The sequence below is a fragment of the Collinsella aerofaciens genome (assembly GCF_901212495.1).
GTDB lineage: Bacteria > Actinomycetota > Coriobacteriia > Coriobacteriales > Coriobacteriaceae > Collinsella > Collinsella aerofaciens_H.
On the sequence record NZ_CAAKNY010000041.1, the window covers coordinates 44,058 to 66,966 of the forward strand.

20 protein-coding genes and 1 pseudogene are annotated in these 22,909 nt (G+C 58.3%); 11 read left to right on the forward strand and 10 right to left on the reverse strand.

The features are described from left to right. Positions 1-17: 17 nt before the first annotated feature. From SFLMC1_RS04445 to SFLMC1_RS04460, 4 genes are all read right to left on the reverse strand, one after another. Positions 18-959 carry an SPFH domain-containing protein gene (locus SFLMC1_RS04445; RefSeq protein ID WP_152074240.1) on the reverse strand — a complete coding sequence of 314 codons (942 nt, stop codon included), beginning with the start codon at positions 957-959 and terminating at the stop codon, positions 18-20. Between the two features lie 272 nt (positions 960-1,231). Next, positions 1,232-1,774 carry an HD domain-containing protein gene (locus SFLMC1_RS04450; RefSeq protein WP_222838030.1) on the reverse strand — a complete coding sequence of 181 codons (543 nt, stop codon included), beginning with the start codon at positions 1,772-1,774 and terminating at the stop codon, positions 1,232-1,234. Positions 1,775-1,933: 159 nt separating this feature from the next. Beyond that, positions 1,934-3,073 carry an ATP-binding protein gene (locus tag SFLMC1_RS04455; RefSeq protein WP_152074241.1) on the reverse strand — a complete coding sequence of 380 codons (1,140 nt, stop codon included), beginning with the start codon at positions 3,071-3,073 and terminating at the stop codon, positions 1,934-1,936. Further along, positions 3,070-3,744: a response regulator transcription factor gene (locus SFLMC1_RS04460; protein WP_187323856.1), complete on the reverse strand. Its 675-nt coding sequence runs from the start codon at positions 3,742-3,744 to the stop codon at positions 3,070-3,072. The genes SFLMC1_RS04455 and SFLMC1_RS04460 overlap by 4 nt, the downstream gene beginning before the upstream one ends. A 61-nt stretch (positions 3,745-3,805) precedes the next feature. On the opposite strand from SFLMC1_RS04460, the gene SFLMC1_RS11410 reads away from it, so the two are divergent. The 5 genes from SFLMC1_RS11410 to SFLMC1_RS04480 all read left to right on the forward strand — a co-directional run bounded on the left by SFLMC1_RS11410 (position 3,806) and on the right by SFLMC1_RS04480 (position 9,677). Beyond that, complete coding sequence (locus SFLMC1_RS11410; protein ID WP_152074243.1) at positions 3,806-3,982, forward strand: CD1871A family CXXC motif-containing protein; 177 nt, start codon at positions 3,806-3,808, stop codon at positions 3,980-3,982. Continuing rightward, positions 3,975-4,886 (forward strand): 4Fe-4S binding protein, encoded by a 912-nt coding sequence (locus SFLMC1_RS04465; RefSeq protein WP_152074244.1) that lies wholly within the window; start codon positions 3,975-3,977, stop codon positions 4,884-4,886. Before SFLMC1_RS11410 ends, SFLMC1_RS04465 begins: the two co-directional genes overlap by 8 nt. 33 nt (positions 4,887-4,919) lie before the next feature. Continuing rightward, positions 4,920-5,894, forward strand: a complete 975-nt coding sequence (locus SFLMC1_RS04470; RefSeq protein WP_152074245.1) for a TlpA family protein disulfide reductase — start codon at positions 4,920-4,922, stop codon at positions 5,892-5,894. A 101-nt stretch (positions 5,895-5,995) separates the two neighbouring features. Continuing rightward, positions 5,996-6,211, forward strand: coding sequence for a DUF3923 family protein (locus SFLMC1_RS04475; protein ID WP_154063908.1), 216 nt, complete (start codon positions 5,996-5,998; stop codon positions 6,209-6,211). 217 nt (positions 6,212-6,428) lie between these two features. After that, positions 6,429-9,677: an ATP-binding cassette domain-containing protein gene (locus SFLMC1_RS04480; protein ID WP_152074247.1), complete on the forward strand. Its 3,249-nt coding sequence runs from the start codon at positions 6,429-6,431 to the stop codon at positions 9,675-9,677. A gap of 264 nt (positions 9,678-9,941) precedes the next feature. Here the strand turns inward: SFLMC1_RS04480 and SFLMC1_RS04485 are convergent, their stop codons facing one another. Further along, on the reverse strand, positions 9,942-10,127 hold the full coding sequence (locus SFLMC1_RS04485) for a hypothetical protein (protein ID WP_152074248.1): 186 nt from the start codon (positions 10,125-10,127) through the stop codon (positions 9,942-9,944). 212 nt (positions 10,128-10,339) lie between these two features. On the opposite strand from SFLMC1_RS04485, the gene SFLMC1_RS04490 reads away from it, so the two are divergent. The 4 genes from SFLMC1_RS04490 (at position 10,340) to SFLMC1_RS04505 (ending at position 16,497) form a co-directional block, all read left to right on the forward strand. Then, complete coding sequence (locus tag SFLMC1_RS04490) at positions 10,340-12,784, forward strand: HAD-IC family P-type ATPase (RefSeq protein WP_152074249.1); 2,445 nt, start codon at positions 10,340-10,342, stop codon at positions 12,782-12,784. A 9-nt stretch (positions 12,785-12,793) separates the two neighbouring features. After that, the gene (locus SFLMC1_RS04495; RefSeq protein WP_152074250.1) at positions 12,794-13,276 is read left to right on the forward strand and encodes a winged helix-turn-helix domain-containing protein; all 483 of its coding nucleotides are present in this window, start codon (positions 12,794-12,796) and stop codon (positions 13,274-13,276) included. A gap of 276 nt (positions 13,277-13,552) precedes the next feature. Beyond that, a complete protein-coding gene (gene mgtA / locus SFLMC1_RS04500; protein ID WP_152074387.1) occupies positions 13,553-16,312 on the forward strand; it encodes a magnesium-translocating P-type ATPase in 2,760 nt (919 codons plus the stop codon). A 29-nt stretch (positions 16,313-16,341) separates the two neighbouring features. Beyond that, positions 16,342-16,497 (forward strand): hypothetical protein, encoded by a 156-nt coding sequence (locus SFLMC1_RS04505; RefSeq protein WP_187323857.1) that lies wholly within the window; start codon positions 16,342-16,344, stop codon positions 16,495-16,497. 72 nt (positions 16,498-16,569) lie between these two features. Here the strand turns inward: SFLMC1_RS04505 and SFLMC1_RS04510 are convergent, their stop codons facing one another. The 5 genes and pseudogenes from SFLMC1_RS04510 to SFLMC1_RS04525 form a co-directional block, all read right to left on the reverse strand. Further along, the gene (locus SFLMC1_RS04510) at positions 16,570-17,817 is read right to left on the reverse strand and encodes an MATE family efflux transporter (protein ID WP_373422690.1); all 1,248 of its coding nucleotides are present in this window, start codon (positions 17,815-17,817) and stop codon (positions 16,570-16,572) included. Positions 17,818-18,067: 250 nt separating this feature from the next. Beyond that, positions 18,068-18,817 (reverse strand): annotated as a pseudogene (locus tag SFLMC1_RS11270) (aldo/keto reductase); the annotation flags it as partial. A 12-nt stretch (positions 18,818-18,829) separates the two neighbouring features. Then, positions 18,830-19,582 (reverse strand): carboxymuconolactone decarboxylase family protein, encoded by a 753-nt coding sequence (locus SFLMC1_RS04515; RefSeq protein ID WP_152074252.1) that lies wholly within the window; start codon positions 19,580-19,582, stop codon positions 18,830-18,832. A 5-nt stretch (positions 19,583-19,587) separates the two neighbouring features. Beyond that, a complete protein-coding gene (locus SFLMC1_RS04520) occupies positions 19,588-19,821 on the reverse strand; it encodes a hypothetical protein (RefSeq protein WP_152074253.1) in 234 nt (77 codons plus the stop codon). 4 nt (positions 19,822-19,825) lie between these two features. Beyond that, a complete protein-coding gene (locus tag SFLMC1_RS04525; RefSeq protein WP_152074254.1) occupies positions 19,826-20,845 on the reverse strand; it encodes an aldo/keto reductase in 1,020 nt (339 codons plus the stop codon). Positions 20,846-20,986: 141 nt separating this feature from the next. On the opposite strand from SFLMC1_RS04525, the gene SFLMC1_RS04530 reads away from it, so the two are divergent. Together SFLMC1_RS04530 and SFLMC1_RS04535 are read left to right on the forward strand one after the other, a co-directional pair. Further along, on the forward strand, positions 20,987-21,871 hold the full coding sequence (locus SFLMC1_RS04530) for a LysR family transcriptional regulator (RefSeq protein WP_152074255.1): 885 nt from the start codon (positions 20,987-20,989) through the stop codon (positions 21,869-21,871). A 54-nt stretch (positions 21,872-21,925) separates the two neighbouring features. After that, positions 21,926-22,879 (forward strand): tRNA dihydrouridine synthase, encoded by a 954-nt coding sequence (locus SFLMC1_RS04535; protein WP_152074256.1) that lies wholly within the window; start codon positions 21,926-21,928, stop codon positions 22,877-22,879. Positions 22,880-22,909 lie beyond the last annotated feature (30 nt).

Consider the following 22,909-nt stretch of genomic DNA (forward strand, 5'->3'; position numbering starts at 1 on the left):
AGACCACGGCATCCAACCTAGCGCTCGTCATCGGTGGCCTTCGTGGCGGCCAGCATCTGCTCGAACATTGAGGCTGACTGCGAAAAATCGCTCGGCAGCACGACCGTCGAGGTTTTACCCGTGCGAGCGAACTCCGTCATCATCTCGGACCACTGCGTGAACATGAACAGCTGGTTGGCCTCGTCGTTGCCGATGCCCGTCTCCTGGATGATCTCGAGGGAGTCCTTGATGCCCAGCGCGATGGCCTTGCGCTGGGCGGCGATGCCCTCGCCCGCCTTTTCCATTGCCTCGGCCTCGGCGGTCGCCTCGGTGACGCGCTTGATGCGGTCGGCCTCGGCGAGCTCCTGCGCGGCGGCGCGCTTGCGCTGGGCGGCGTTGATGTCGTTCATGGAGTTCTCGACCTCGGCCGGCAGCGCGATCTTGGTGATGAGCGTGGAGACGAGCGTGAAGCCGTAGGCTGCCATCTGCCCGGAAACGGTGGCGTTGACGTCCTTGGCGATATCGTCCTTCTTGGCGAAGACCTCGTCGAGCGTGTAGACCGGGATGGAGGAGCGCAGGGCGTCGGTGATGAAGTCGCGCATCTGCGCCACGGGTTGCTGCAACATGTAGTAACTCTTGTAGACGCCGGACTGCGCGGGCGTCTCTCCGCGCTCGTAGCTCACGTGGTATTGCACAGAGACCTCGAGGCCGATGGTCACGTTGTCTTGGGTCTTAACGTCGATATCAAAGCCGTTTTTCATGGTGCGGAGGCTCACTGTCGCCGCCTTGCGGTCGATGAATGGCACCTTGGCGTGTAGGCCCGCGCCCAGGATGGCGCTGAAACGCCCCAGACGCTCGATGATAACGGCGTTTTGCTGTTTCACCACGAAGAACGCGTTGAAGGCCAGCACAATCAGGACGACGATCAGGATGACGGCTCCCAGGCCGCCGCCGTTGAGGAAAGATACGATGGAATTCATGTCGCTCCTTCGGTCAGGCTGGATACGTGCTGCAGGATTCCTTCCGGGGCACGATTTCTCCTCCCATTATACGGTACGCGTTTGCACCGTTCCGAGTTGGGATGAGAGGTCTGATGTTGTGCCGACCGATCGCTTACCGTCTATTTACCGGTCGCGAACGGGAAACGTATCCTACGTTTATGACCGAAGGCAACCGCGTCGACGCAATGCTCATGACATCTCCCAGAGCACTAAAAAAGATGCGCCACCATAGGCGGTTGATGACGCTTGAACTAACTCTCCAGGCCGAACATGGCGTTGAGCAACGTTATGCCTGTCCTGGTCTGGAAGACCCTCTCGCGTGCCGCGAGCATGGCGTCCCTGGAGCAGCCGTCCTCGTACAGGTTGACCAAGAAGTCCGCCTCGACCAGAATCCGGTAGTCGACCCCGTCGATGGCGTCGTAGGTGTGGTGATGCCCGACTAGGAAAGCCGCGCGCTCGACGGTCTGGACATCAAAGCCCAGATCGCGCAGCATGGCTCGAGCCGGCGCCGGCCCCTCCTGCTCCTGTAGTTTGCCCGCACTGGAGCCGTACTTCTCGATGGCCGGGTGGATGCCGATATCGTGGACGATCGCCGCCGCGGTGAGCGTGAAGAGCTCGCGCGCGGGCAGGCTTTCGGCCTCGCCGATGGTACGCGCGAGACTTGCCACCTTCACGAAGTGCTGGATGCGCTTGGGGTCGCCGGTGTCGAATTCAACCATCTTGAGCATAAGCCGGTTGAGGAGCATGTTCTGCTCCGAGGTGAGTTGTGTGAAGCTGTCCTTGTCGTCCTGCATCGTGTACCTTTCGCCGGTGTTTCGTGGAGTGTATTGTAGCGCGGGCACGCGGCCCCGGCCCTCTCCACCACGGCTCTACTGTATGTCATGCGGACTCCAAACCGGACCCGATGGTCCAACTTTTTGTCCGCAGTTCCGTGGGACTCCTGGACAGTCGGATCACGTGATGGCCCCCTTTGAGAGGGTCACGAGCATCACGGTCCCGTTCTCGGAACTTGTTTCGACCTCTACCGTGCCACCGTGAAGCGCCGCAATCTCCCAGACAAGCGCTAGCCCGAGTCCTGCGCCGCCGTATGCCCTGCTGCGGGATTTATCCAGGCGAAAGAATGGTTGGAAGATGCTCTCACGGTACTGTTTGGGTATTCCCGGGCCCTGGTCCTTGACCCGCAGGAATACGTGACTATTGGTATCGCAGATAGAGACGTTGACAGTCGAGTCGGGGCGGCTGTAACGGATGGCATTTTCGACCAGGTTAAACACCAGCCGATAGAGGAGCGTGTCGCTCCCGATTACTAAAGCGTCTCCAGCACAATTGAGGGCCATGCCCTTCTTTTCGGCAAGTGGCGCAAGGTCGGTGAGGACTTCTTCGGACAAGGGACCAAGTTCAACATCGTCCTCGCAAGGAACGCTGCGGAGCTCACTCATCTCGAGTAATACCTTGGTCATTCGAGACATGCGCTCGGTTTGTTCTTGCAGCAGGCCGAGCAGCTCGGCTGTTTCGGGTTGCAAACCGGAGTGCTCGGAGATGAATAGTTCAATCTGTGCTTGCATAAGGGCGAGCGGGGTGCGCAGCTCGTGTGCGGCGTTGCCGGTAAACTGACGCTGTGAAGAGAACCCTTCGCCAAGACGGGCGATCATGTCGTTGAAGGAGGCGCTACATCGTTGTAGCTCGGTGGGCACATCTTCACTGAGTCTGATTTCGCTTAGGTTGTCAGGCTGCACGCGCTCTACCTGGGCGGCAAAAGACCGTAGCGGCTTGAGCGCGCGACCGCTCACAAAGTATGCCAGCACGCCGCCGAGCAGCGTGACTCCAGCCGTGATGCACCAAGCTGTCATGCTAAAAGACTCCTGTGCATCGTTTACGACGATCGTGACCTCGTCATCGAGGCTCCCCTTCGTTGGGTCAAACTCCTGAGGTGTATCTACGTCGGCTGCGCTAAGGGCCGAGATGCCACTGCCGATGGCATCCATGTAGCGCATGCCCGTATAGCCGACCAGGCAGTTCGTCAGCACGCACGCCGCACACGTCAGCAGTGCCGTCATGATCGTTATGCGCCATTGCAGCGAAAGCCCTTTCATTCGCCATCCTCCATGACGTAGCCCTCTCCAATTCGATTGCGAATTGGGTCATATCCCAAAGTGCTGCGCAACTTTTTTCGAAGTGACGAGATATGAACCCGGGTTGCGTTGCTAAAGCTGTTTACGGTGCTATCCCAAACGTGCTCGATAAGCTCTTCCTGGCTCACTGGACGTCCTTGATTAAGCATCAGATATTCCAGGATTCCCGTTTCTTTGCGTGTGAGAGACAGGGTATCGCTGTCTACGGAAGCGATGCGCGCCTTGGTGTCAAAGCTCAACGATCCACAGGTTAGAACAACGTCGTTTTGCGTAAAGCGTCTGAGCGTGAGGCTGCGGATTCTCGCCGCGAGCTCATCCAGATGAAACGGCTTGGTAAGGTAATCGTTGGCGCCGGCATCGAGCCCGGCGACTTTATCGGAGACTTCGCCACGTGCGGACAGAATCAGTACCTTGGTCTCGCAGTCGGTTTTCCTAAGTTCCCTGAGCACGGTCATGCCGTCGATACGGGGAAGGTTCAGATCGAGTACCACGAGGTCAAAGAATTCAACGCCTAGTAGGTCGAGCGCCTCCTGCCCATCATGGCAGCAGTCGACGCTGTATGCCAGGTTTCGCAAGCTGCGTGCGATCGTGTCGCACAGTGCTCGCTCGTCTTCGACGATCAAAATACGCATAACAGTCTCCTTGCACATTCCAAATCGCGCTTAACACGGATTTTATAGTCGGTATGGTCCAATGGGTCGCGAAACGAAAGGAGTGGTCAGATTGTTCAAAGCGATTAAGCCTGTGGCGCAGGTGGCTTTACTGATCGTTGGGGTAGCCATGGTTGGCTTTGGCGTTATGCGCGGCGAGGCAGACGCCGTGCTGGCCAAAGCAATTAGGCTGTGCTTGGAGTGTATCGGAATTGGATAAAAGAAAAAACACTGCGTCGCATGTTTTGGCCCGATTTCGCGGATTCATTCAGGCGGCGGCGACGCTGGTCACCAATATTCACCTGCCAAACTTTGCCAAGGGCAGCATCTATCAGGGTGCGGGAAAAACAGTCTGCGTACCTGGACTTAACTGCTATTCGTGCCCCGCGGCAGCGGGTGCGTGCCCCATCGGGTCGTTCCAATCGGTGGTGGGCTCGTCTAAATTCAACTTTTCGTATTACGTCACCGGAACGCTCATTCTGATCGGTGTGCTGTTGGGGCGTTTTGTATGCGGCTTTTTGTGCCCGTTTGGATGGCTGCAAGAGCTTCTGCATAAGATTCCCGGCAAAAAGCTCTCCACGAAAAAACTCAAGCCGCTCACGTACATCAAGTACGCCGTGTTGCTGTTTACCGTGGTGCTGTTGCCTGTCTTGGTGGTTAACGATGTGGGTATGGGAGACCCGTTCTTTTGTAAGTACATCTGCCCGCAAGGTGTGCTCGAGGGCGCGATTCCGCTGTCCATCATGAATGCGGGAATCCGCTCCGCGCTGGGAAAGCTCTTTACCTGGAAGCTCACGATTCTCATTGTGGTTGCGGTGCTGAGCGTGCTGTTCTACCGCCCCTTCTGCAAATGGATCTGCCCCCTCGGTGCGTTTTATGCGCTCATGAACAGGGTGTCGTTGCTGGGGATTCAGGTTGACCAGTGCAAATGCGTTTCGTGCGGCAAGTGCGCCAGGGTGTGCCAGATGGACGTGGACGTTACGCGTACGCCCGACCATGCCGAGTGCATCCGTTGCGGCAAATGTGTGGGTGCGTGCCCCGTCGATGCCATTAGCTTTCGCTATGGGCTGGGCGTGACGGGCGGCAAGTCCGCGCAGACCGCGCAAGCCTGCGAAAACAAATAGGTACCTATAAGCTTCGATATAACGGAGGAAAACATGAGACTGTCGAAAATTGCGGGACTGTTGATGGTGCCCGTGCTGGCGTTGAGCCTCGTGGCGTGCTCGGCGCCTAAAGACGGGGGAAACAAAGCTGCGGGCGGCGACACCCAGGTTGCAGAGCTGACGGCGAAGAAGGTATCCAATGCCGAAGAGGCGTCCGCGCTGTACGCGAAACTGATGAAAAAGGAAAACGACATCTTTTCCAAAGACAATGCCCTATGGGACAAGGTGTTCAATGCGGCGAATAAAGACTCGGCGATGATCGGCGACGGCACCAACTACGGAGATTTTCTACTGAGCACCATAGACGGGGCTAAGGATTCCTTTACGGCCGATGAACTCAAAACGCTCAAGGCTGGGGCGCAGCAGATCAAGAAGATCGAGGACAAGCTCGCTCGTCTGGAAAAGGACTTCCCGGGGTGCGGAAATCAGCCGAGTACGGGTGACAGCGTCGATGCCGCGACTGCCGGTATGACATCTGCCGAGGGCGACTCGGGCAAGGAAGCAGGACAGTTTCCCAGCTTTAAGGGTAAGGACCTGGACGGCAACGATGTGAACAGCGACGAGCTGTTCTCCAAGAACAAAGTTACCGTCATGAACTTCTGGTTTACCACCTGTAAGCCGTGCGTGGGGGAGTTGGGCGATCTGGAGAAGCTCAACAAGGAGCTTGCCGAGAAGGGCGGCCAGGTCGTGGGTGTCAATTCCTTTACGCTCGATGGCAACAAGGACGAGATTGCAAATGCAAAAGACGTGCTGAGCAAGAAGGGCATAACGTACAAGAATATCTGGTTTAAGTCTAACAGCGATGCCGGCAAGTTCACGTCGAACCTGTTCTCCTTCCCGACCACTTATGTGATCGACCAAAAGGGCAATATCGTAGGAGACCCGATCGTTGGCGGCATCACTTCTGCCGAACAGCGCGATGCACTCAACAAACTTATCGATCAGGCGCTCGCGAAGAGCGAGCAGTAAAATGCAGTAAAAGATACGTAAGCATGCTGAAGATTGCGTGCTGAGCAGTGGCCTCTTCGGGATATACTCCGACACAGACAATGTGACTTGGGAGGTCGCTTATGAAGGGCAACGGCTGGAGAACGTTTCAAATCATTCAACTGGTGCTGTTTCTCTGCTTTAGCGGGTTTTTATTTTTAAGAACAGTGGATGGCCATGGGGCGGTACAGACAGCGGAAGTACGCCTCATCAGTTTTGCCATATGGGCAATTTTCTACATTGGGCTCATGGCTATTGAGTGGCTCGGTTTCTTTATCGTGCGCCGCTGTGCGAAGTAGTCCGCTGCCTTTCAAGATAAGCTCTGCCGTAAAGAGGTTCCGTTCGGGACCTCTTTTTTTGGCGCTGTTCCGTTCGATTTTGCCCGGTTCGTTACATTCCCCACTGGTGCTGGCTAAAAATGGGGATAGAGTAGGACAAACGAGTAGGACAAACGCGTCGAATACGAACGGCGGGGGAGAGCGGGCGAGTGTACCCGCGCGGGAGAGGGTGCCGTCCATGCTGGAGCTCAAAGATATTTGCAAAAGGTACGTTACGCAGTCGTTTACGCAGGTAGCGCTCGACAACGTGAGCCTGGCGTTTCGCGATAACGAGTTCGTGGCCATCCTGGGGCCTTCGGGCTCGGGTAAAACTACGATGCTCAACGTTATTGGTGGACTGGACCATTTCGATTCCGGTGACCTGTTGATCGACGGTATTTCGACTAAGGACTTCCGCGACCGCGATTGGGATGCCTATCGCAACAACCGCATTGGCTTTGTGTTCCAGAGCTATAACCTTATTCCGCATCAGACCATCTTGGAAAACGTGGAGCTGGCGCTCACGCTCACGGGCGTGGGACATGCCGAGCGCCGCCAGCGTGCACGCGAGGCGTTGGAGAAAGTCGGCCTGGGCGAGCACGTTAACAAGCGCCCGAGCCAGCTTTCGGGCGGACAGATGCAGCGCGTGGCCATTGCCCGTGCCCTGATTAACGATCCCGAGATCGTGCTGGCAGACGAGCCGACCGGCGCTTTGGATTCAACGACATCTGTGCAGGTCATGGACTTGCTCAAGGACGTGGCGCGTGACCGTCTGGTCATCATGGTCACGCATAACCCGGAGCTTGCGCACCAGTACGCTACGCGCATCGTAAATCTTGCCGACGGCAAGATCACCGACGATTCCGACCCCTTTGATGTAGCAAAGGCCGCGCGTCGCGAGGCTAAGCCCACGCGTAAAACCTCGATGAGCTTTATGACAGCGCTGGGGCTTTCTGCCCGAAACCTTATGACCAAAAAGGGCCGTACGGCCATGACTGCCTTTGCGGGTTCGATTGGCATTATCGGCATCGCGGCGATTCTGGCGCTCTCCAACGGCGTGAACAACTACATCAAAAAGGTCGAGGAGGATACGCTCTCGAGCTACCCGCTTACGATTTCCAAACAGGACTACGACCTGTCGTCCATGATGGGCGGGGAGGGGACCACGGAGGATGGTGAGGACGCGAGCGGTGCATCCGCCGGCGCGGACAGCTCGGTCAAGAAGTCCGATAAAATTCCTGTGGTCACGGCCGTGAAGGACATGTTCGCGAGCGTAAAGTCCAACGACATGACGAGCTTTAAGGCATGGCTTGATGACGGGGGCGACGGCATCGACAAAGATGTCAACGCCATTCAGTACGGCTACGGCGTGACGCCAGTCGTGTATCGCGCGGGCAAGGGCGACGAGAAGCCCGTGCGCCTGGTGCCCAACGCTATGACCGAGGCCATGAGCGGCGGCGCGAGCCCAGCGGTAACGGTGAGCATGGACTCCATGGGCTCGTCGGTCTTTAACGAGATGATCGACGACCAGAGCCTGCTCGACAGCCAGTACGATGTTGTCGCCGGTCATTGGCCCACGTCTGCCAACGAGGCCGTGATGGTGCTTTCGAGCCGTGGCACAGTGGGCGACTACACGCTCTACAGCATCGGCGCGCTGGATATCAATGAGCTTAACGACCTGGTCAACAGCGCCATGACGGCCGATGGCGAGGTCGAAACACCGCAGACCGGTGCCAACTTTACCTACGAGGATGCGCTGTCTACGACGTTTAAGGTGCTGTCGCCGGCCGATGCGTATCGCAAAAACGAAGAGACCGGTATGTGGACCGATATGTCTGGTGACGCCGACTTTATGACGGCCAAGGTTGCTGACGGCATCGACGTGCGTATCGTTGGCGTGGTGCAACCCAACGAGACTGCCAATGCGAGTGCGTTGACTCCGGGTATTGCCTACACGCATGCACTGACTCGCCAGCTTATGGACCGTGCGGCCGATTCGCAGATCGTGCAGGAGCAGCTTGCTCACCCCGAGACGGATGTCTTTACCGGCAAAACGTTTGACGAGCTGCAGGGCGAGGCCAAACAGGGCATGGACCTGAGCAGCATGTTCAGCGTTGACGAGGCGGCGCTCAAGAGCGCGTTCTCGTTCGATGCGTCTGCACTTTCGGGTGCGGCCGGCGGCATGGATCTTTCGGGCATCGATTTGTCGGGCCTGGACATTGATCTGTCGGGTGTTGGCAAGGACATCGACTTCAGCGACATTATGGCTAAAGCGCCGACCCCCGATTTCACGGGTGTTTTCGATGGCCTGGAACTCACACCCGAGCAGATGCAGCAGGTGGGTACGCTTGCCAACCAGCTGTTTGAGGGCTTTATGCAGTCGGATCAGTTTAAGGCACTGACGCCCGAGGACCTTAAGGACGCATCGAAGCTCGCCGCTGCGTTCTCGGCGTATCTTGAGAACGATGCCACAGCGCAGCAATGCCTGGCACAGCTCAAGGCGCTGGGCGGAGATGCGCTGGCTGAGCGGCTACAGCAGGCGATGACCGACTACGTGCAAAAGCAGCTCGCACCCTATTTGCAGCAGGCAATGGGCCAAGTGATGCAATCGCTCAGCAACCAGATTGCGGCGACAGTGTCATCCCAGCTCAAGGCGGGCGCAGCGGGGCTTATGGACCAGATGGCCACGCAGATGTCGACGAGCTTTGCCAACCTGGCGAGCGCTGTGCACGTGGATGCGGGCGCCTTTGCCCGTGCTATCCATTTCAAGATGGATACCGAGGACCTGAGCTCGCTCATGATGAGCTATGCGAAGGCGTCGAAGCTCACCTACGACAACAACCTGACCACGCTGGGCTATGCGGATGAGGCCGACCCCATCTCGGTCAAGATTTTCCCGCGCGACTTTGAGGCCAAGGAGCGCGTGCTCGACCATATCGATGCGTATAACAAGCAGGTCAAGGCTACCGGCCACGACGATCAGGCGATCTCGTACACCGACTACATGGGCATCATCATGGGCTCGGTGACCGATATCGTGAACACCATCAGCTTGGTGCTCATCGCGTTTGTAAGCATCAGCCTGGTGGTGAGCTCTATCATGATTGGCATCATCACCTATATCAGCGTGCTGGAGCGCAAAAAGGAGATCGGCATTCTGCGTGCGATTGGCGCGTCGAAGCGCAACGTGGCCAATGTGTTTAACGCCGAGACGTTTATCGAGGGCCTTATCGCCGGCGTCTTTGCCATCGTCGTGGTGGTGCTCGTGAGCTTTCCGGTCAATGCCTGGGCACTTGCGAGCAAGCAGGTTCCCAATCTGATGAGCCTGCCCGTGCAGGATGCGCTCGCACTTATCGCGATTTCGGTGCTGCTGACGGTCGTTGCCGGCCTGCTGCCGGCCCGCAGCGCGTCCAAGAAGGACCCCGTGGAGGCCCTGCGCTCCGAATAGTGTGGCAAAGGGACGGTCCTTTGCCACATTGGGTGGCTTGTGAATTCGAGGTCCAATACTTTTCCGAGAAGTGAACGAGTCAAGATAGACCCCCCGAAGTATCGACACTTTTGAGAAGCAATTTCCTGCGGTTTTGTCAGTCAAATCCTGCGGGTTTGACGTTTAAAAATGTCAATGCTTCGGGGGTCTAAAAACGGGCGTTCACTTCACGGAAAAGTATTAGACCTCGCCGCGAGGGGTTAGCGGACATCAGCAAATTGGCTACTACTCTTTGGAGCTTCGCGGAATTACGAGCAGCACGAGGAGCGAAAAACTGAGCAGGATGCCAGGCAGGGCACCTTCGACGAATGCGCCAAAGTTACCGCCGACAAAATAGCCGATGTAACCGATGATGCCGCAGATGCTGCCGGGTATGCCCGTGATGCGCAAGGCCTTCATGATGCGATCCATGACAACCGTCCTTTACTGGTCGGGATAACACTATGTCGAACATGGCGAAATCGCATATTGACGGCGTTTGTGCGCGGTAATCAGTGCGTAAGGGACATGACAAAGGGACAGTCCATTGTCACAGCTAAAAGCAAGGAAGTCGCAAGGGTTGGGTCGTGGTTGCCGGCATGCGCCCTCGGATACAATCGGAGTCATGCTAGAAAGAGGCCCCGATGATTAGAAAATCGTTCTTCAATCCGTTTTCGTCGCTGCTGCTTGCGCTTGCCGGTTTGGCTTTCTTGGTCGACGTTTTGCCGCAGGAGGAAGCCCAGACGGGCGTGTTCGCGCCAGCTGTGCTCTTTTTGATGTGGCTGGTGGGCGGCCTGGTGCGCCTGTTTTACGAAAACGAAGCCAAACGCAGCTTTGATCGACATATGTTTAAAGCGAACCACGCGGCCGTTTGGAAACGCGTCGATGCGTGTTGGATTCAAGTTGATGCTGACCGGCTTGTGCCCGGCGACGTCGTCCGCCTATATGCCGGCATGCTCTGCCCGGTCGACGTGACCCTTGCCAAGGGCGACCAGATCCTTGTCTCGGAATCGTCGCTTACAGGCGAGAGCGGTCAGACCGCCAAGCGGGAAGGGGAGACCGTTCGCGCGGGAACGACCATTGTCGACGGCAAGGCTTCGGCAACCGTTCTCACCCGCATTGCCGAGGAGCAGCCTGTTTCGCGCCGGCGTGCTCGAGCGGGTACGCAGTTTGGCGCCGGCGCCAAGAGCATCTGTGCCGCCCTGGTAAGGTGCATGCTCATCGTGCTGCCGGTTGTCATTATGATCCGAGGCTTTGTGCTGGGCGACTGGGCGCAGGCCCTGCTGTTTGCGCTGGGTACGGCCGTCGGTTTGGTTCCCGAAATGCTGCCGGTCGTCACGAGCGTTTGCCTTTCGGGCAGTGCACATCGACTCAAGAACAAGCAGGTCATCGTTAAGAACGTCGACGCCATGGAGTCGCTGGGCTCCATGGACCTGGTGTGCGTTGACAAGACGGGCACGCTGACCGAAGACGCCGCGGTGCTCGAGTACAACACCGATATTCTGGGCAACGAAAGCGAGCAGACCCTCAACCTTGCGTATCTGGAGAGCATAAATCAGGGGGCAACTGCCAACCAGCTCAACCGGGCCATTGCCGATGCATGTGCTGCGCCCGAGCTGCACCTTGCCGCCAAAGGCCTTGGCCGTGCCTTTACGCTGCATGCCTCCGACCCCTTCGACCACGTTACCAAGGCATCGGGCGTCAAGCTCGACGCCATGCCTGGGGCGCTTGGCCGCCTAGGGCTGCATGTCCGTCCCGGTGCGCATTTGACTATCGTAAAGGGTGAGGTCGAAAGCGTGTGTGCGCGCTGCGCCTGGGCTAACTTTAAAGGCGGGCTTGTTCCCATGGATGCCGACGGCCGTCGGAGTGCCTACGAGGTTGCCGAGGACATGCGCACCGATGGCATCAAAGTCCTCGCTGTTGCCTATAGCACGACCTCGACGGGTTGGGACGATTTGGTACTTTGCGGCTTTTTGGGCTTTTTCGACCGGCCCAAGGCAAGCGCCCGTGCCGCCGTGCAGGCCCTGTCCGACCTTTCCGTTGAGGTGCGCGTGCTCACCGGCGACTCGGCATCGGTTGCTCGCTCTACCTGCTCGCGTCTCGGGATTCCCGCCGACAACGTTATTACCGGCGCCATGCTGGATACCATGGAAGAGTCCGAGGCGCTTGTCCAGGTTGGGCGCACCCGTGTTTTCGCCGAACTCACGCCCGCGCAAAAAGCACAGATTGTCAGCCTGATTCGTCTTTCCGGCCACACCGTCGGCTATATCGGAGACGGCGTGAACGACGTGCCGGCGCTCACGTCGGCAGACGTCGGCATCGTGGTGGACTCGGCGGCCGCAGAATCCAAGAAGGTTGCCGATCTGGTGCTGCTCGAGCGCGATCTGGGCGTGGTTGCCGAGGGTGTCAGCGAGGGCAGGACTTCGTTCGCCAACGCCTCCAAGTACATCCGCATCGCATCGAGCTCCAATTTTGGCAACATCTGCTCGGTTGCCGCCTCGAGCATTTTCCTTCCCTTTGTGCCGGCAACCGCCGCTCAGCTGCTCCTGCTCAATCTGTGCTACGACGCCACCTGTCTGGCGCTTTCGTGGGATAACGTCGACGATGCGGAGATTGCCCGCCCCAAGGCCTGGTCGGGTAAGGGACTCGGTAGCTTTATGCTTCACTTTGGCTTTGCGAGCTCGGCCCTCGACATCATTACGTTTGCCATTCTGTTCTTGGGCGTATGCCCCGCCGTCTGTGGCGCGCCCTTTGCCGCACTTGATGCTGCGGGTCGGGCGGCCTTTATTGCAACCTTCCAGGCCGGCTGGCTGTTGGAGTGCGCATGGACCGAATCGCTCGTGCTCCTGTTCTTGCGAACGCGGAACGTCCGTGACGGGGATCGTCCTTGCACCCCGCTCGTGATGATGGTCACCGTCATGCTTGTTGCCTCTGCACTTCTTGCGACCAGCCCAGCGGCGCAGCTGCTTGGGCTTGCTACGCTGCCCATATGGTATTTAGGCATCGTCGCGCTGTTGAGCGTGCTGTATCTTGTTGTTGTTTCGACGATCAAGCGGGTCTACCTGTCCCGCTCGAGCAGTCTGTTCTAGGGTGGTTCTATGCGTACCAACAGAACCAACATCGCGATTACGCCGGCCGAGGCCGCCGAGCTCAGCAGCGCGCTGTTCTCGTCCGGCGGTGCCGTCGCCCTGGAACTCGCGCCCGTGTTTGCCGATATCGCTTCGGGTAGGCTAACGGCCATTGAGCTGGCGGTTGCCGGCTCGCAGTCGAGTGCTGCCGCTGGCCCCATTGTTATCGGTGAACTTTCGATTGACCTGGCTTCGCGCACTGTCAAGGTTTCGGGCACGCCCGTCTCGCTCACACCAAAGGAGTTTGACATCCTGGCCTTTTTAGCCAGCAATCGGGGTACGGTCTTTAGCAAAGAGGAAATCTACCGGGCGGTATGGCAAGACGAGTATCTGCTCGACGACAGCAACATCATGGCCTTCGTCCGCAAAATTCGAAAGAAGATCGAGCCCGAGCCGGATAACCCCCGTTACCTGCTGACCGTATGGGGTGTGGGCTACAAGATGGCCGAATAACGCTCCGGTCGAGTTGCTCCCGTCGATCTAAATAGTCGCTCTGACAATCCTTGCCAAATCGCAAGAAAGCCGCAAGAAACCAGCCATGTGCTCGGTCTTGCGGCTTTTCTATTCTGTTGACCGTCGCAGATGCGGAAGAGAGGTGAGGACCGTGAGCGGCAGTGACAGTACCAGTAACGCAGGACGAAGTTGCCGGCGCGGGCCCACTTTGATGGGGACGCGCGGCTGATTCGCCCTGGATCCGATCGATAGAACGGAGCGAGGCAATTGAAGAAGATGACTATGCGCCATACGCCGACGGCGGTTCAGGCGCAAAACGAACTGATGAGGCATCGCGCGGAGGGTCGTATCCAGTATGCGGCGACCATTCCTCTGACGGAGGCCCTATCCTGGGTCGGCTCGAATCTCGGCGGTCTTAATCGCGACGAGGTCGCGCACAGCGAAGCCGACAACGGACGTAACGTGGTCACGCGTGGCAAGAAGAAGTCAATTGCCCGCAAGCTTGCGGACGCGTTCGTCAACCCCTTTACGGCAATCCTGTTTTTCCTGGCCATCATTTCGGCAACGACTGACATGGTGTTCCCGGCGCTGTCGATGATGGGCAGTACGCCCGAAGACTTTGACCCGCTGACGGTGATTATCATCACCACGATGGTGGTGCTCTCGGGTACGCTGCGCTATATCCAGGAGGCGCGCAGTGGCAACGCGGCCGAAAAGCTGCTCGATATGATTACGACCACCGTGACGGTCACCCGCGAGGATGCCCCTAGGACCGAGATTCCCATCGACGACGTGGTGGTTGGCGACATCGTGCACCTGTCCGCCGGCGACATGATTCCTGCCGACGTGAGAATCATCGAGGCCAAGGACCTCTTTGTGAGCCAGGCAAGCCTGACGGGCGAGAGCGAGCCGGTCGAAAAGGTCCCCGCGACCTGCACCGAGTCCGATTCGGCAACGTCGTTCGAGAATGTCGCCCTCATGGGCAGCAGCGTGATCTCGGGCAGCGCGACGGCGCTCGTCTTTAGCGTGGGCGAGCAGACCCTGTTCGGCTCCATGGCGTCGAGTCTTTCCGAGGATGCTGTAGAGACGAGCTTTTCCAAAGGTGTCAACAGCGTCTCGTGGGTGCTCATCCGCTTTATGATGGTGATGGTTCCGTTCGTCTTTTTGATTAACGGCATTACCAAGAGCGATTGGCTCAATGCCGGGCTGTTTGCCATAAGTATTGCCGTGGGCCTGACGCCCGAGATGCTGCCCATGATCGTCACCACGTGCTTGGCCAAGGGCGCGGTCGCCATGAGCAAAAAGCAGACCATCGTTAAGAACCTCAACTCGATTCAGAACTTTGGCGCGATGGACGTGCTGTGCACAGACAAGACCGGTACGCTGACGCAGGATCAGGTAGTGCTGGAGTATCACTGGAACATCGATGGTCAAGAGGATTCGCGCGTTCTTCGTCACGCCTACCTCAACAGCTATTTCCAGACGGGCTACAAGAACCTGATGGATTTGGCGATCATTAAGTGCACCGAGGAAGAAGAGCAAAACGACCCGAGCCTCACTGATCTTTCCGAGGCATATGTGAAGGTCGACGAGGTGCCGTTCGACTTTACGCGCCGCCGCCTTACGACTGTGGTGCGCGATCGATGCGGCAAGACCCAGATGGTCACCAAGGGCGCGGTCGAGGAGATGCTGTCGGTGTGTTCGTATGCCGAGGTAGATGGCGCGGTGCGCGAGCTGGATGACGAGGTGCGCGAGCGCATTCTGGCGACGGTCGCCGACCTTAACGACGACGGCTTCCGCGTGCTGGCGATTGCGCAAAAATCCAACCCGTCGCCTGCCGGCACCTTTAGTGCCGACGATGAGCGGGACATGGTGCTGATCGGCTACCTGGCATTTTTGGATCCGCCCAAAGAGTCGACTGCCGATGCCATCGAGGCGCTGCGCAATCACGGTGTCGCCACCAAGATTCTGACCGGCGATAACGAAAAGGTCACGCGTACCATTTGCAAGCAGGTGGGGCTCGAAGTCAACAACATGCTGCTCGGCAGCGATATCGCCGCCATGGATGATGCCGAGCTTGCTCGCCGCGCCGAGGAGACGCAAGTTTTCGCCAAACTCACGCCTGATCAAAAGGCACGCGTTGTCTCCATGCTGCGTGCAAACGGTCACGTGGTGGGCTACATGGGTGACGGCATCAACGACGCCTCGGCCATGAAGTCGTCCGACATCGGCATCTCGGTCGACACCGCCGTCGACGTGGCCAAGGAGTCGGCCGACATCATCTTGCTCGAGAAGGATCTGATGGTGCTCGAGGAGGGCATCATCGAGGGGCGTAAGACCTACGCCAACATGATCAAGTACATCAAGATGACCGCGAGCTCCAACTTCGGCAATATGTTCAGTGTGCTTGCTGCATCTGCCTTGTTGCCATTCCTGCCCATGATGAGCATCCAGCTGATCCTGCTCAACCTGATCTATGACTGCAGCTGCCTGGCGATTCCCTGGGATAACGTGGACGAGGAGTTTTTGCGCGTGCCGCGTACCTGGGATGCCTCGAGTGTCGGCAGGTTCATGATATGGATCGGACCCACCAGCTCCATCTTCGACTTTATGACCTATATCTTTATGTACTTTGTCTTCTGCCCCCTGTTCGTGAGCCATGGCGTGCTGTTTAATGACCTGGTGAGCGTCTACTCGGGCGCTGCGCTGGAGCAGATGCAGCTGGCCTACATCGCACTGTTCCAGGCCGGCTGGTTCGTCGAGTCCATGTGGAGCCAGACGCTGGTCATCCATATGATCCGCACGCCCAAGCTGCCGTTTATCCAGAGCCGTGCCTCGGCGCCGGTGATGCTGCTTACGATGACGGGCATTGCGGTGCTCACGCTGATTCCGTTTAGCCCGCTTGGGCCCGCGCTGGGCCTGGGTGCGCTGCCTGTGGAGTACTTCCTGTTCCTGATCCCGTGCATCCTGCTGTACATGGCGCTCGCGACGAGTCTTAAGAAGGCCTACGTCAAGCGCTACGGCGAGCTGCTATAGCGGACTTCGATGCAGAGAGGAGCGTTCCTATGAACTGGACGCAGATTTGGATTGATTTGTTTGGGACTACGGAGTGGCTCGGCCTTAACATGGGCTTTTGGGTGGCCAGCGGCGTGGTGCTGGTGATCGTTGTGATTATGAACGTCGTCTTTTGGAGCATGAAGCCGCTGCCGAGGGATGAATAACAAGAAAGGGGGGCCGTCGCGCGACGGCCCCCTTTGCTTTGGACATGTTCTGACGCAGAGCTTTTCAAAGCGCTACGATGCGGTTGCGACGGGTCGCTTGACCTGTTGAGCGGGCCTGCAGTAGACAAGCGCGCCGGTGATGAGCAGGGCGGTGAGACCGAGGCTCACAGGATAGGCGAGCATGACGGTTGGGAATGTCGGGCTTGCCGGAAAAACGACCAGGACCCAAAAGAATCGGGCGCCACACACGCCGATTGCCGTAAGAACCGAGGGAAGAACCGAGATGCCGAACCCTCGCAAGTAGCCGGACATGTTCTCGTAGATCATGCTAAACGCGTACGCGGGGAAGATCGTGCATACGCGCACGTAGGCAATATTGATGACCTCGGCATCCGAGCTAAAGACGGACAGTAGCGTGCGTCCCTGCCACACAACGAGGAGAATCATCGCGATGGTGACGATGCCGTCTTCGACAAGACAGACCTTGAGCGTCTTTCGGCAGCGTTCAAGGTTTTTTGCCCCGTTGTTCTGCCCCACGAATGTGGTGCACGCTTGGCTAAACGAGTTAAGCAGGCTGTAGCAGACAAATTCCAGCGCAAGGGCGGCAGAAGAGGCTGCCACGACCTGTGCGCCCAGACTGTTGATGCAGGTCTGGATAAGAATGTTTGCCAGCGAAAAGAAACTGCCCTGGATGCCTGCGGGAAGTCCGATGCGAACGATTTTGGTGACCGATTCGCGGTCGACGCGCAGGTGCTTTGGGTCGATACAGATGGCCTCGTCTGCTTTGAGAAGACGCGTGAAGAGAAAACCGGAGCTTACGATATAGCACAGCACGGTAGCCAACGCCACGCCAGCGGCGCCCCAGCCCAAGAATGCTACGAAGATGCCATCGAGTACGACGTTGAGGGCCGCCGAGATGGCGAGAGCCACAAGCGGCATGCGCGTAACGCCAACGCTTCGAAATATGGCGAATTCAAAGTTAAATAGCAGAATTGCCGGGATACCCAACAGATGAACGCGCAGGTAGACAAGGGCGTCATTAAAGATCTCGGGCGGCACGCTCAGGCATTGTAAAACCGGCTGGCTCGCAATCTCCATCAGGATGGTCACAACGACGCCAAGAAGCGCGAGGACGACGGCGGTGTGTGCGCAGCGATTCGCGCGCTCACGATCACCGGCGCCTACGGCATGCGCGATCGTGACGTTCGCACCCAAAGAGAGACTGACAAACAACATGATGAGCAAGGCTGCAATGGGTGTGGTCGAGCCTACGCCGGCCATGCCAAGCGTTCCACCGTCGGGCGAGAAGTGTCCGATCATCAAGGTGTCGATGAGATTCGATAGCTGCTCGAGAATGCCGGTGATGGCGACAGGTAATGCGAACAACGGGATATCGCGCCACAGCGAACCGTGAAGGATGTCGATGTTGGTGTTCGATTGAGCCATGAGAGTTTGCTTGTGCCCTCCCTATTTTTTTCTGGCCTTCGACGTCGGGGTGCCAGGTGCTGTAGAACGCGAGCTTCTCGGCCGTGCGCTCGTAGAAGGGCTTGCCGTGATCGAGGGCGGCCATCTGCGACATGTCCTCGTCGGTGAGTTCGAAGTCGAAGATGTCGATATTGTCGGCGATGTGCGACGGCGTCTTGGAGCCGGGGATTACGACATTGCCCTGCTGGACATGCCAGCGCATGATGACCTGGGCCGGGGTCTTGCCGTACTTGGCGGCAAGCTCGCGAACGACGGGCTCCTCGAGGATGACCTTGTTGTCGCGGCCGCCGAGCGGATACCAGGCCTGAAGCACGATGCCGTACTTGTCCAGCAGCGCCTTGAGCTCGGTCTGCGGGAAGTAGGGGTGGCACTCCACCTGGATAAGGGCGGGCATTACCTCGCAGTGGGCGAGCAGATTCTCGATCTCGGACTGATTGAAGTTGGAGATGCCGATGGAGCGCAGCTTGCCTGCCTTGTAGGCGGCCTCGAGCTTGGCGTAGCCTGCCACGTAGTCACCTGCGGGCTGGTGCAGAATCATAAGGTCGATATAGTCGCAGCCCAGACGCTCGAGCGTTTCGTCCACGGCGGTATCGGATTCATAGAAGCACGGCCAGAGCTTGGTCTCGAGGAAAATCTGCTCGCGGGTGCGACCGGAGTCGCGCATGCCGCGGTCCACGGCGTGCTCGTTGACATAGGAGTTGGCCGTATCGATAAGCTCGTAGCCGTTGTCCAGAGCGTAGGTGACGGACGGCTGAGCGTCATCGGGCGTAAGCAGGTACGTGCCCAGGCCCACCTGGGGCATCTTGACGTCGTTGTTAAGTGTCACGTAGTCCATGTCGGTTCCTTTCTAATGGTTGTCCAGCGCGTTGTAGGCTTCATCGTCCACGGGTTCGAGCCATTCGTTACTGGTGTCTTCACCCGGGAACCCAAAGGCCAGGTGGCTGAACCAGCAGTCGGCCGCGGCGCCGTGCCGGTGTTTGACATTCGCCGGAATCTCGACGACGTCGCCAGGATGCAGGCGCTGTGCGGGCTTGCCCTCTTCCTGGTACCAGCCCTCGCCGTCAACGCAGATCAGCACCTGGCCACCGCCCTTGCTTGCGTGGTGGATATGCCAGTTGTTGCGACAGCCCGGCTCAAACGTCACGTTATGGATGGGCAGGTAGTCGTCGGTACCCGTGAGCGCCTTAAGATAGCTCTGGCCGATAAAGTACTGGGCGAAAGCGGTATTTGGCTCGCCTAAGCCAAAGAAGCCGCCGTGGCCGTCGGTGCGCGCAGCATCGTCGGCATAGACTTCCTTCGCCATGTTGAAGGCGGCCCAGGCGTTGGGCCAGCCGGCATAGAAGGCGGCATGCGTCAGAATCTCGGCCATTTCCTCGCGTGTCACGCCGTTTTGGCGGGCACTGGCCAGATGGTATTTGAGCGAGCCGTCCGTGATGCCCTTGCCAATCAGGGCACTTACGGTAACGATGCTGCGCAGTTTGAGCGGCAACTGCGCCTCGCGGTTCCAGACCTCGCCAAAGAGGATATCGTCATTAAGGTGTGCGAACTCGGGGGCGAACTCGCCCAGGGCATCGTGGCCTGCGGTCTGTTTAATGGTCATGGCGGTTACTCCTTTGATGTGCGTGAACAGCATCCGGTTGAGACGCTGCGCAGCTGGTAGATGAGGTAGTCGAGGCATTCGAGCTCCTTTTGCTCCGAGTGGATGCTCTCGAGCAATTCGCGACGATATTGTTTGAGTAGGCAGATGCGCGCGCAGCCGCTGGCGGCAGAGGTGTACTGCTCAATAAGCTCCTCGCTACAGCCGGCGTCGCGCAGGTTGTCGATGATGCTGCCGTCCATGGGCCTACCTTGAGGTCTTGACGCTAGTGGTGCCGGCAAGCGGCTTTTCGCCCGGGCGGCTCTTGGGTCCCACGAGCGCGTGCGGCTGGTAGAGATCCTCGAGAAAATCGACCTTGGCGGGGGAGAGGGCCAGGCCGAGAGCTGCTACGGCGTCATCAACGCGCTCGGGCTTGGAGCAGCCCACGATGGGGGCCTCGACGCCACGTGCCCAGTGCCATGCGAGCGCGACCTGCGACATCGGTACGCCATGATCGGCCGCGACCTTGGCCACGCGCTCAACGATCGGCATATCGATGGCGCGGTCGTGATCGTACTTGTCGACCATGGTCTTGTCGGTGGTGCCGCGCGTGCTGGCGCTCTCCCAGGTGGGGCGGCACAGGTGGCCGGAGGCCATGGGGCTATACGGCGTGATGGCCATATCGTACTGGCGGCATACGGGAATCATCTCGCGCTCGTCCTCGCGATAGAGCAGGTTGTAGTGGCACTGCATGCTCGTGAACTTGGTCCAGCCGTTTTGCTCGGCAATAACCTGCATGTTATGCAGCTGGTAGGCGTACATGGCGCTGGCGCCCAGTGCGCGAACCTTGCCCTCGCGTACCAAGTCGTTGAGCGTCTCCATGGTCTCCTCCATGGGCACGTCGTAGTCAAAACGGTGGATGATGTAGAGGTCAAGGTAGTCGGTGCCCAGGCGCTTGAGCGAACCCTCAATCTCGCGCTTAATGGCCGCAGCGGAAAGGCCGCCTTCGTTAAAGTGAACCTTGCTGGCAAGGACGACATCTTCGCGCACGATGCCCAGATCGCGCAGCGCGGCGCCAATGTACTCCTCGCTCGTTCCAAAGCTGTAGCAGTTGGCGGTGTCGATAAAGTTGATACCGGCGTCGATTGCACGCTTGACGACGGCGCGGGTCTCGTCGGGCCCGATAGTCCACTGGTGGAAGTCGGGGCTTGCCTCGCCAAAACTCATGCCGCCCAGGCAGAGCTTGGAGATCTTAATGTTGGAATGTCCAAGGGTGGTGTATTGCATAGCGCTCTCCATCTTCTCTAGGGGATGGCTATAGCGTATGTCGCTGGTTTTGTGATGTATAGTGCTTATAATGACTAGCTGGATATACGAATTGCGAATGATGGACTGTTGGCACGGTACGTACTGCTATTGGAGGCGGCGATGGAACTGCGAACCCTGCGCTATTTTTTGGCGGTGGCGCGCGAGGAAAATATGACAGAGGCGGCCAACGTGTTGCATGTGACGCAGCCTACGCTGTCGCGCCAAATTGCCGACTTGGAGCGCGAGCTGGGCGTTGAGCTGTTCGAACGGACCAATCGATCGTGCGCGCTTACGGGGGACGGCATGCGCTTGCGTCAGCGCGCCGAAGAGATTCTGGCGCTGGTGGACCAGACCGAATCGGAGATGGGCGACCAAGAGCTCGGCATTGCCGGCAACATACGGATCGGCGCGGGCGAAACGCAGGCCATGAGCTATGTGCTGGATACGTTTGCTGCACTGCGCCGTGATTATCCAGCCGTGACGATTGAGCTTTACACGGGCAATGCCGATGCGACCGAGGAACGCCTGGAACGAGGCCTGCTGGATTTTGCCCTGCTGCTCGAGCCGGTTAACCTGGATAAGTATGAGTGGGTCCGTATTCCGCAAACCGATCGAGCGGGTGTGGCTGTAGCGAGCGATGGTCCATGGGGAGCATTCGATTCGTTGACTCCGACTGATTTGGCAAAGATGCCGCTGCTGCTGAGTTCGCGCACATCAAATAAGGCGATTGACCTGGTGGCATGGTCGGGCGGGCGGATTGACCCCGAAGACCTTAACGTGGTGGGGTGCTTCGACTTGATCGGCAACGCCTCGCATCTCATCCGCTCGGGCGCGGCGTGCGCCATGGGCATCGATCATCTGCTGCAAGTGGATGCGAGCTCCCAGATGCGATTTGTGCCGCTTGACCCACCGATCGAGATTGCGTCGTTCTTGGTATGGAAAAAGTACCGTCTGCGTTCGCGTGCCTGCGAAGAGTTTCTGAATCGCTTAAAGCGCAAGGCATAATGCATGTGACAAAGGGACTGTCCCTTTGTCACATAGATTTGAAAGTTGATGTTGATGATTCTATCGCTGGCTCCCATGGAGGGGATTACCGGGCATGTGTTCCGCCGCGTGCATGCGGAGTGCTTTGGTGCGCTCGACTGCTACTACACGCCGTTTTTGCCGCCGCCGCGGGTGGGCAACCGTTTTGGCGGCAAGGCGTTAAAGGAAGTCGATCCCGCAAACAACCAGGGGCTCAACGTCGTCCCCCAGCTTATGTCCAAGAATGCGGACGAGTTTGTGTGGGCGGCGCAAGTGCTCGCCGATATGGGCCATAACGAGGTCAACCTCAACTTGGGGTGTCCCTCGGGAACGGTCGTTGCTAAGGGCAAAGGCTCGGGTTTCCTGCGCAACTTGGACGAGCTCGAGGTGTTCTTGAGTGACGTGTGCGAACGCTCGCCGTTGCCGGTGTCCGTTAAGACCAGACTGGGACTTGAGGATGACGGCGAATACGAGCGCGTGCTCGACCTGTACTGCCGCATGCCACTGGCCGAGCTAATCGTGCACCCTCGTGTGCAAAAGGATCGCTACACGGGCTCGCCGCGCAAAGCGTTTTACGGTGAGACGCTCGCGCGTGCGCCGTTCCCGGTGGCCTATAACGGTGACATCTTTGATCTTGAGGACATGGACGCGCTGGTGGAGGCCTATCCCGGCACGCGCCACGTGATGCTGGGGCGCGGCTTGCTTGCGAATCCTGCGCTGGCCCGCATGGTCAAGGGCGGCCCTGCTGCCACGGTCGCCGAGCTGCAGCGCTTCCACGACACGCTGTTCGCGGCATATGCAGAAGAGATTGGCGGCAATGCGGTCTTTCGCATGAAGGAGTGGTGGTTCTACGCCAAGTGCGCTTTCGCCGATCCCGCCACCGTTCACAAGCTGGTGCGCAAGACCAAAAAGGTCGACGAATACCGAGCCACCGTCGAGCGCGTCTTCCGCGAACAACCCCTCGCGCCCACAGCCCGCTTCCACAACTAGCTAGTCATTGGGGACGTTCTTAAACGACTA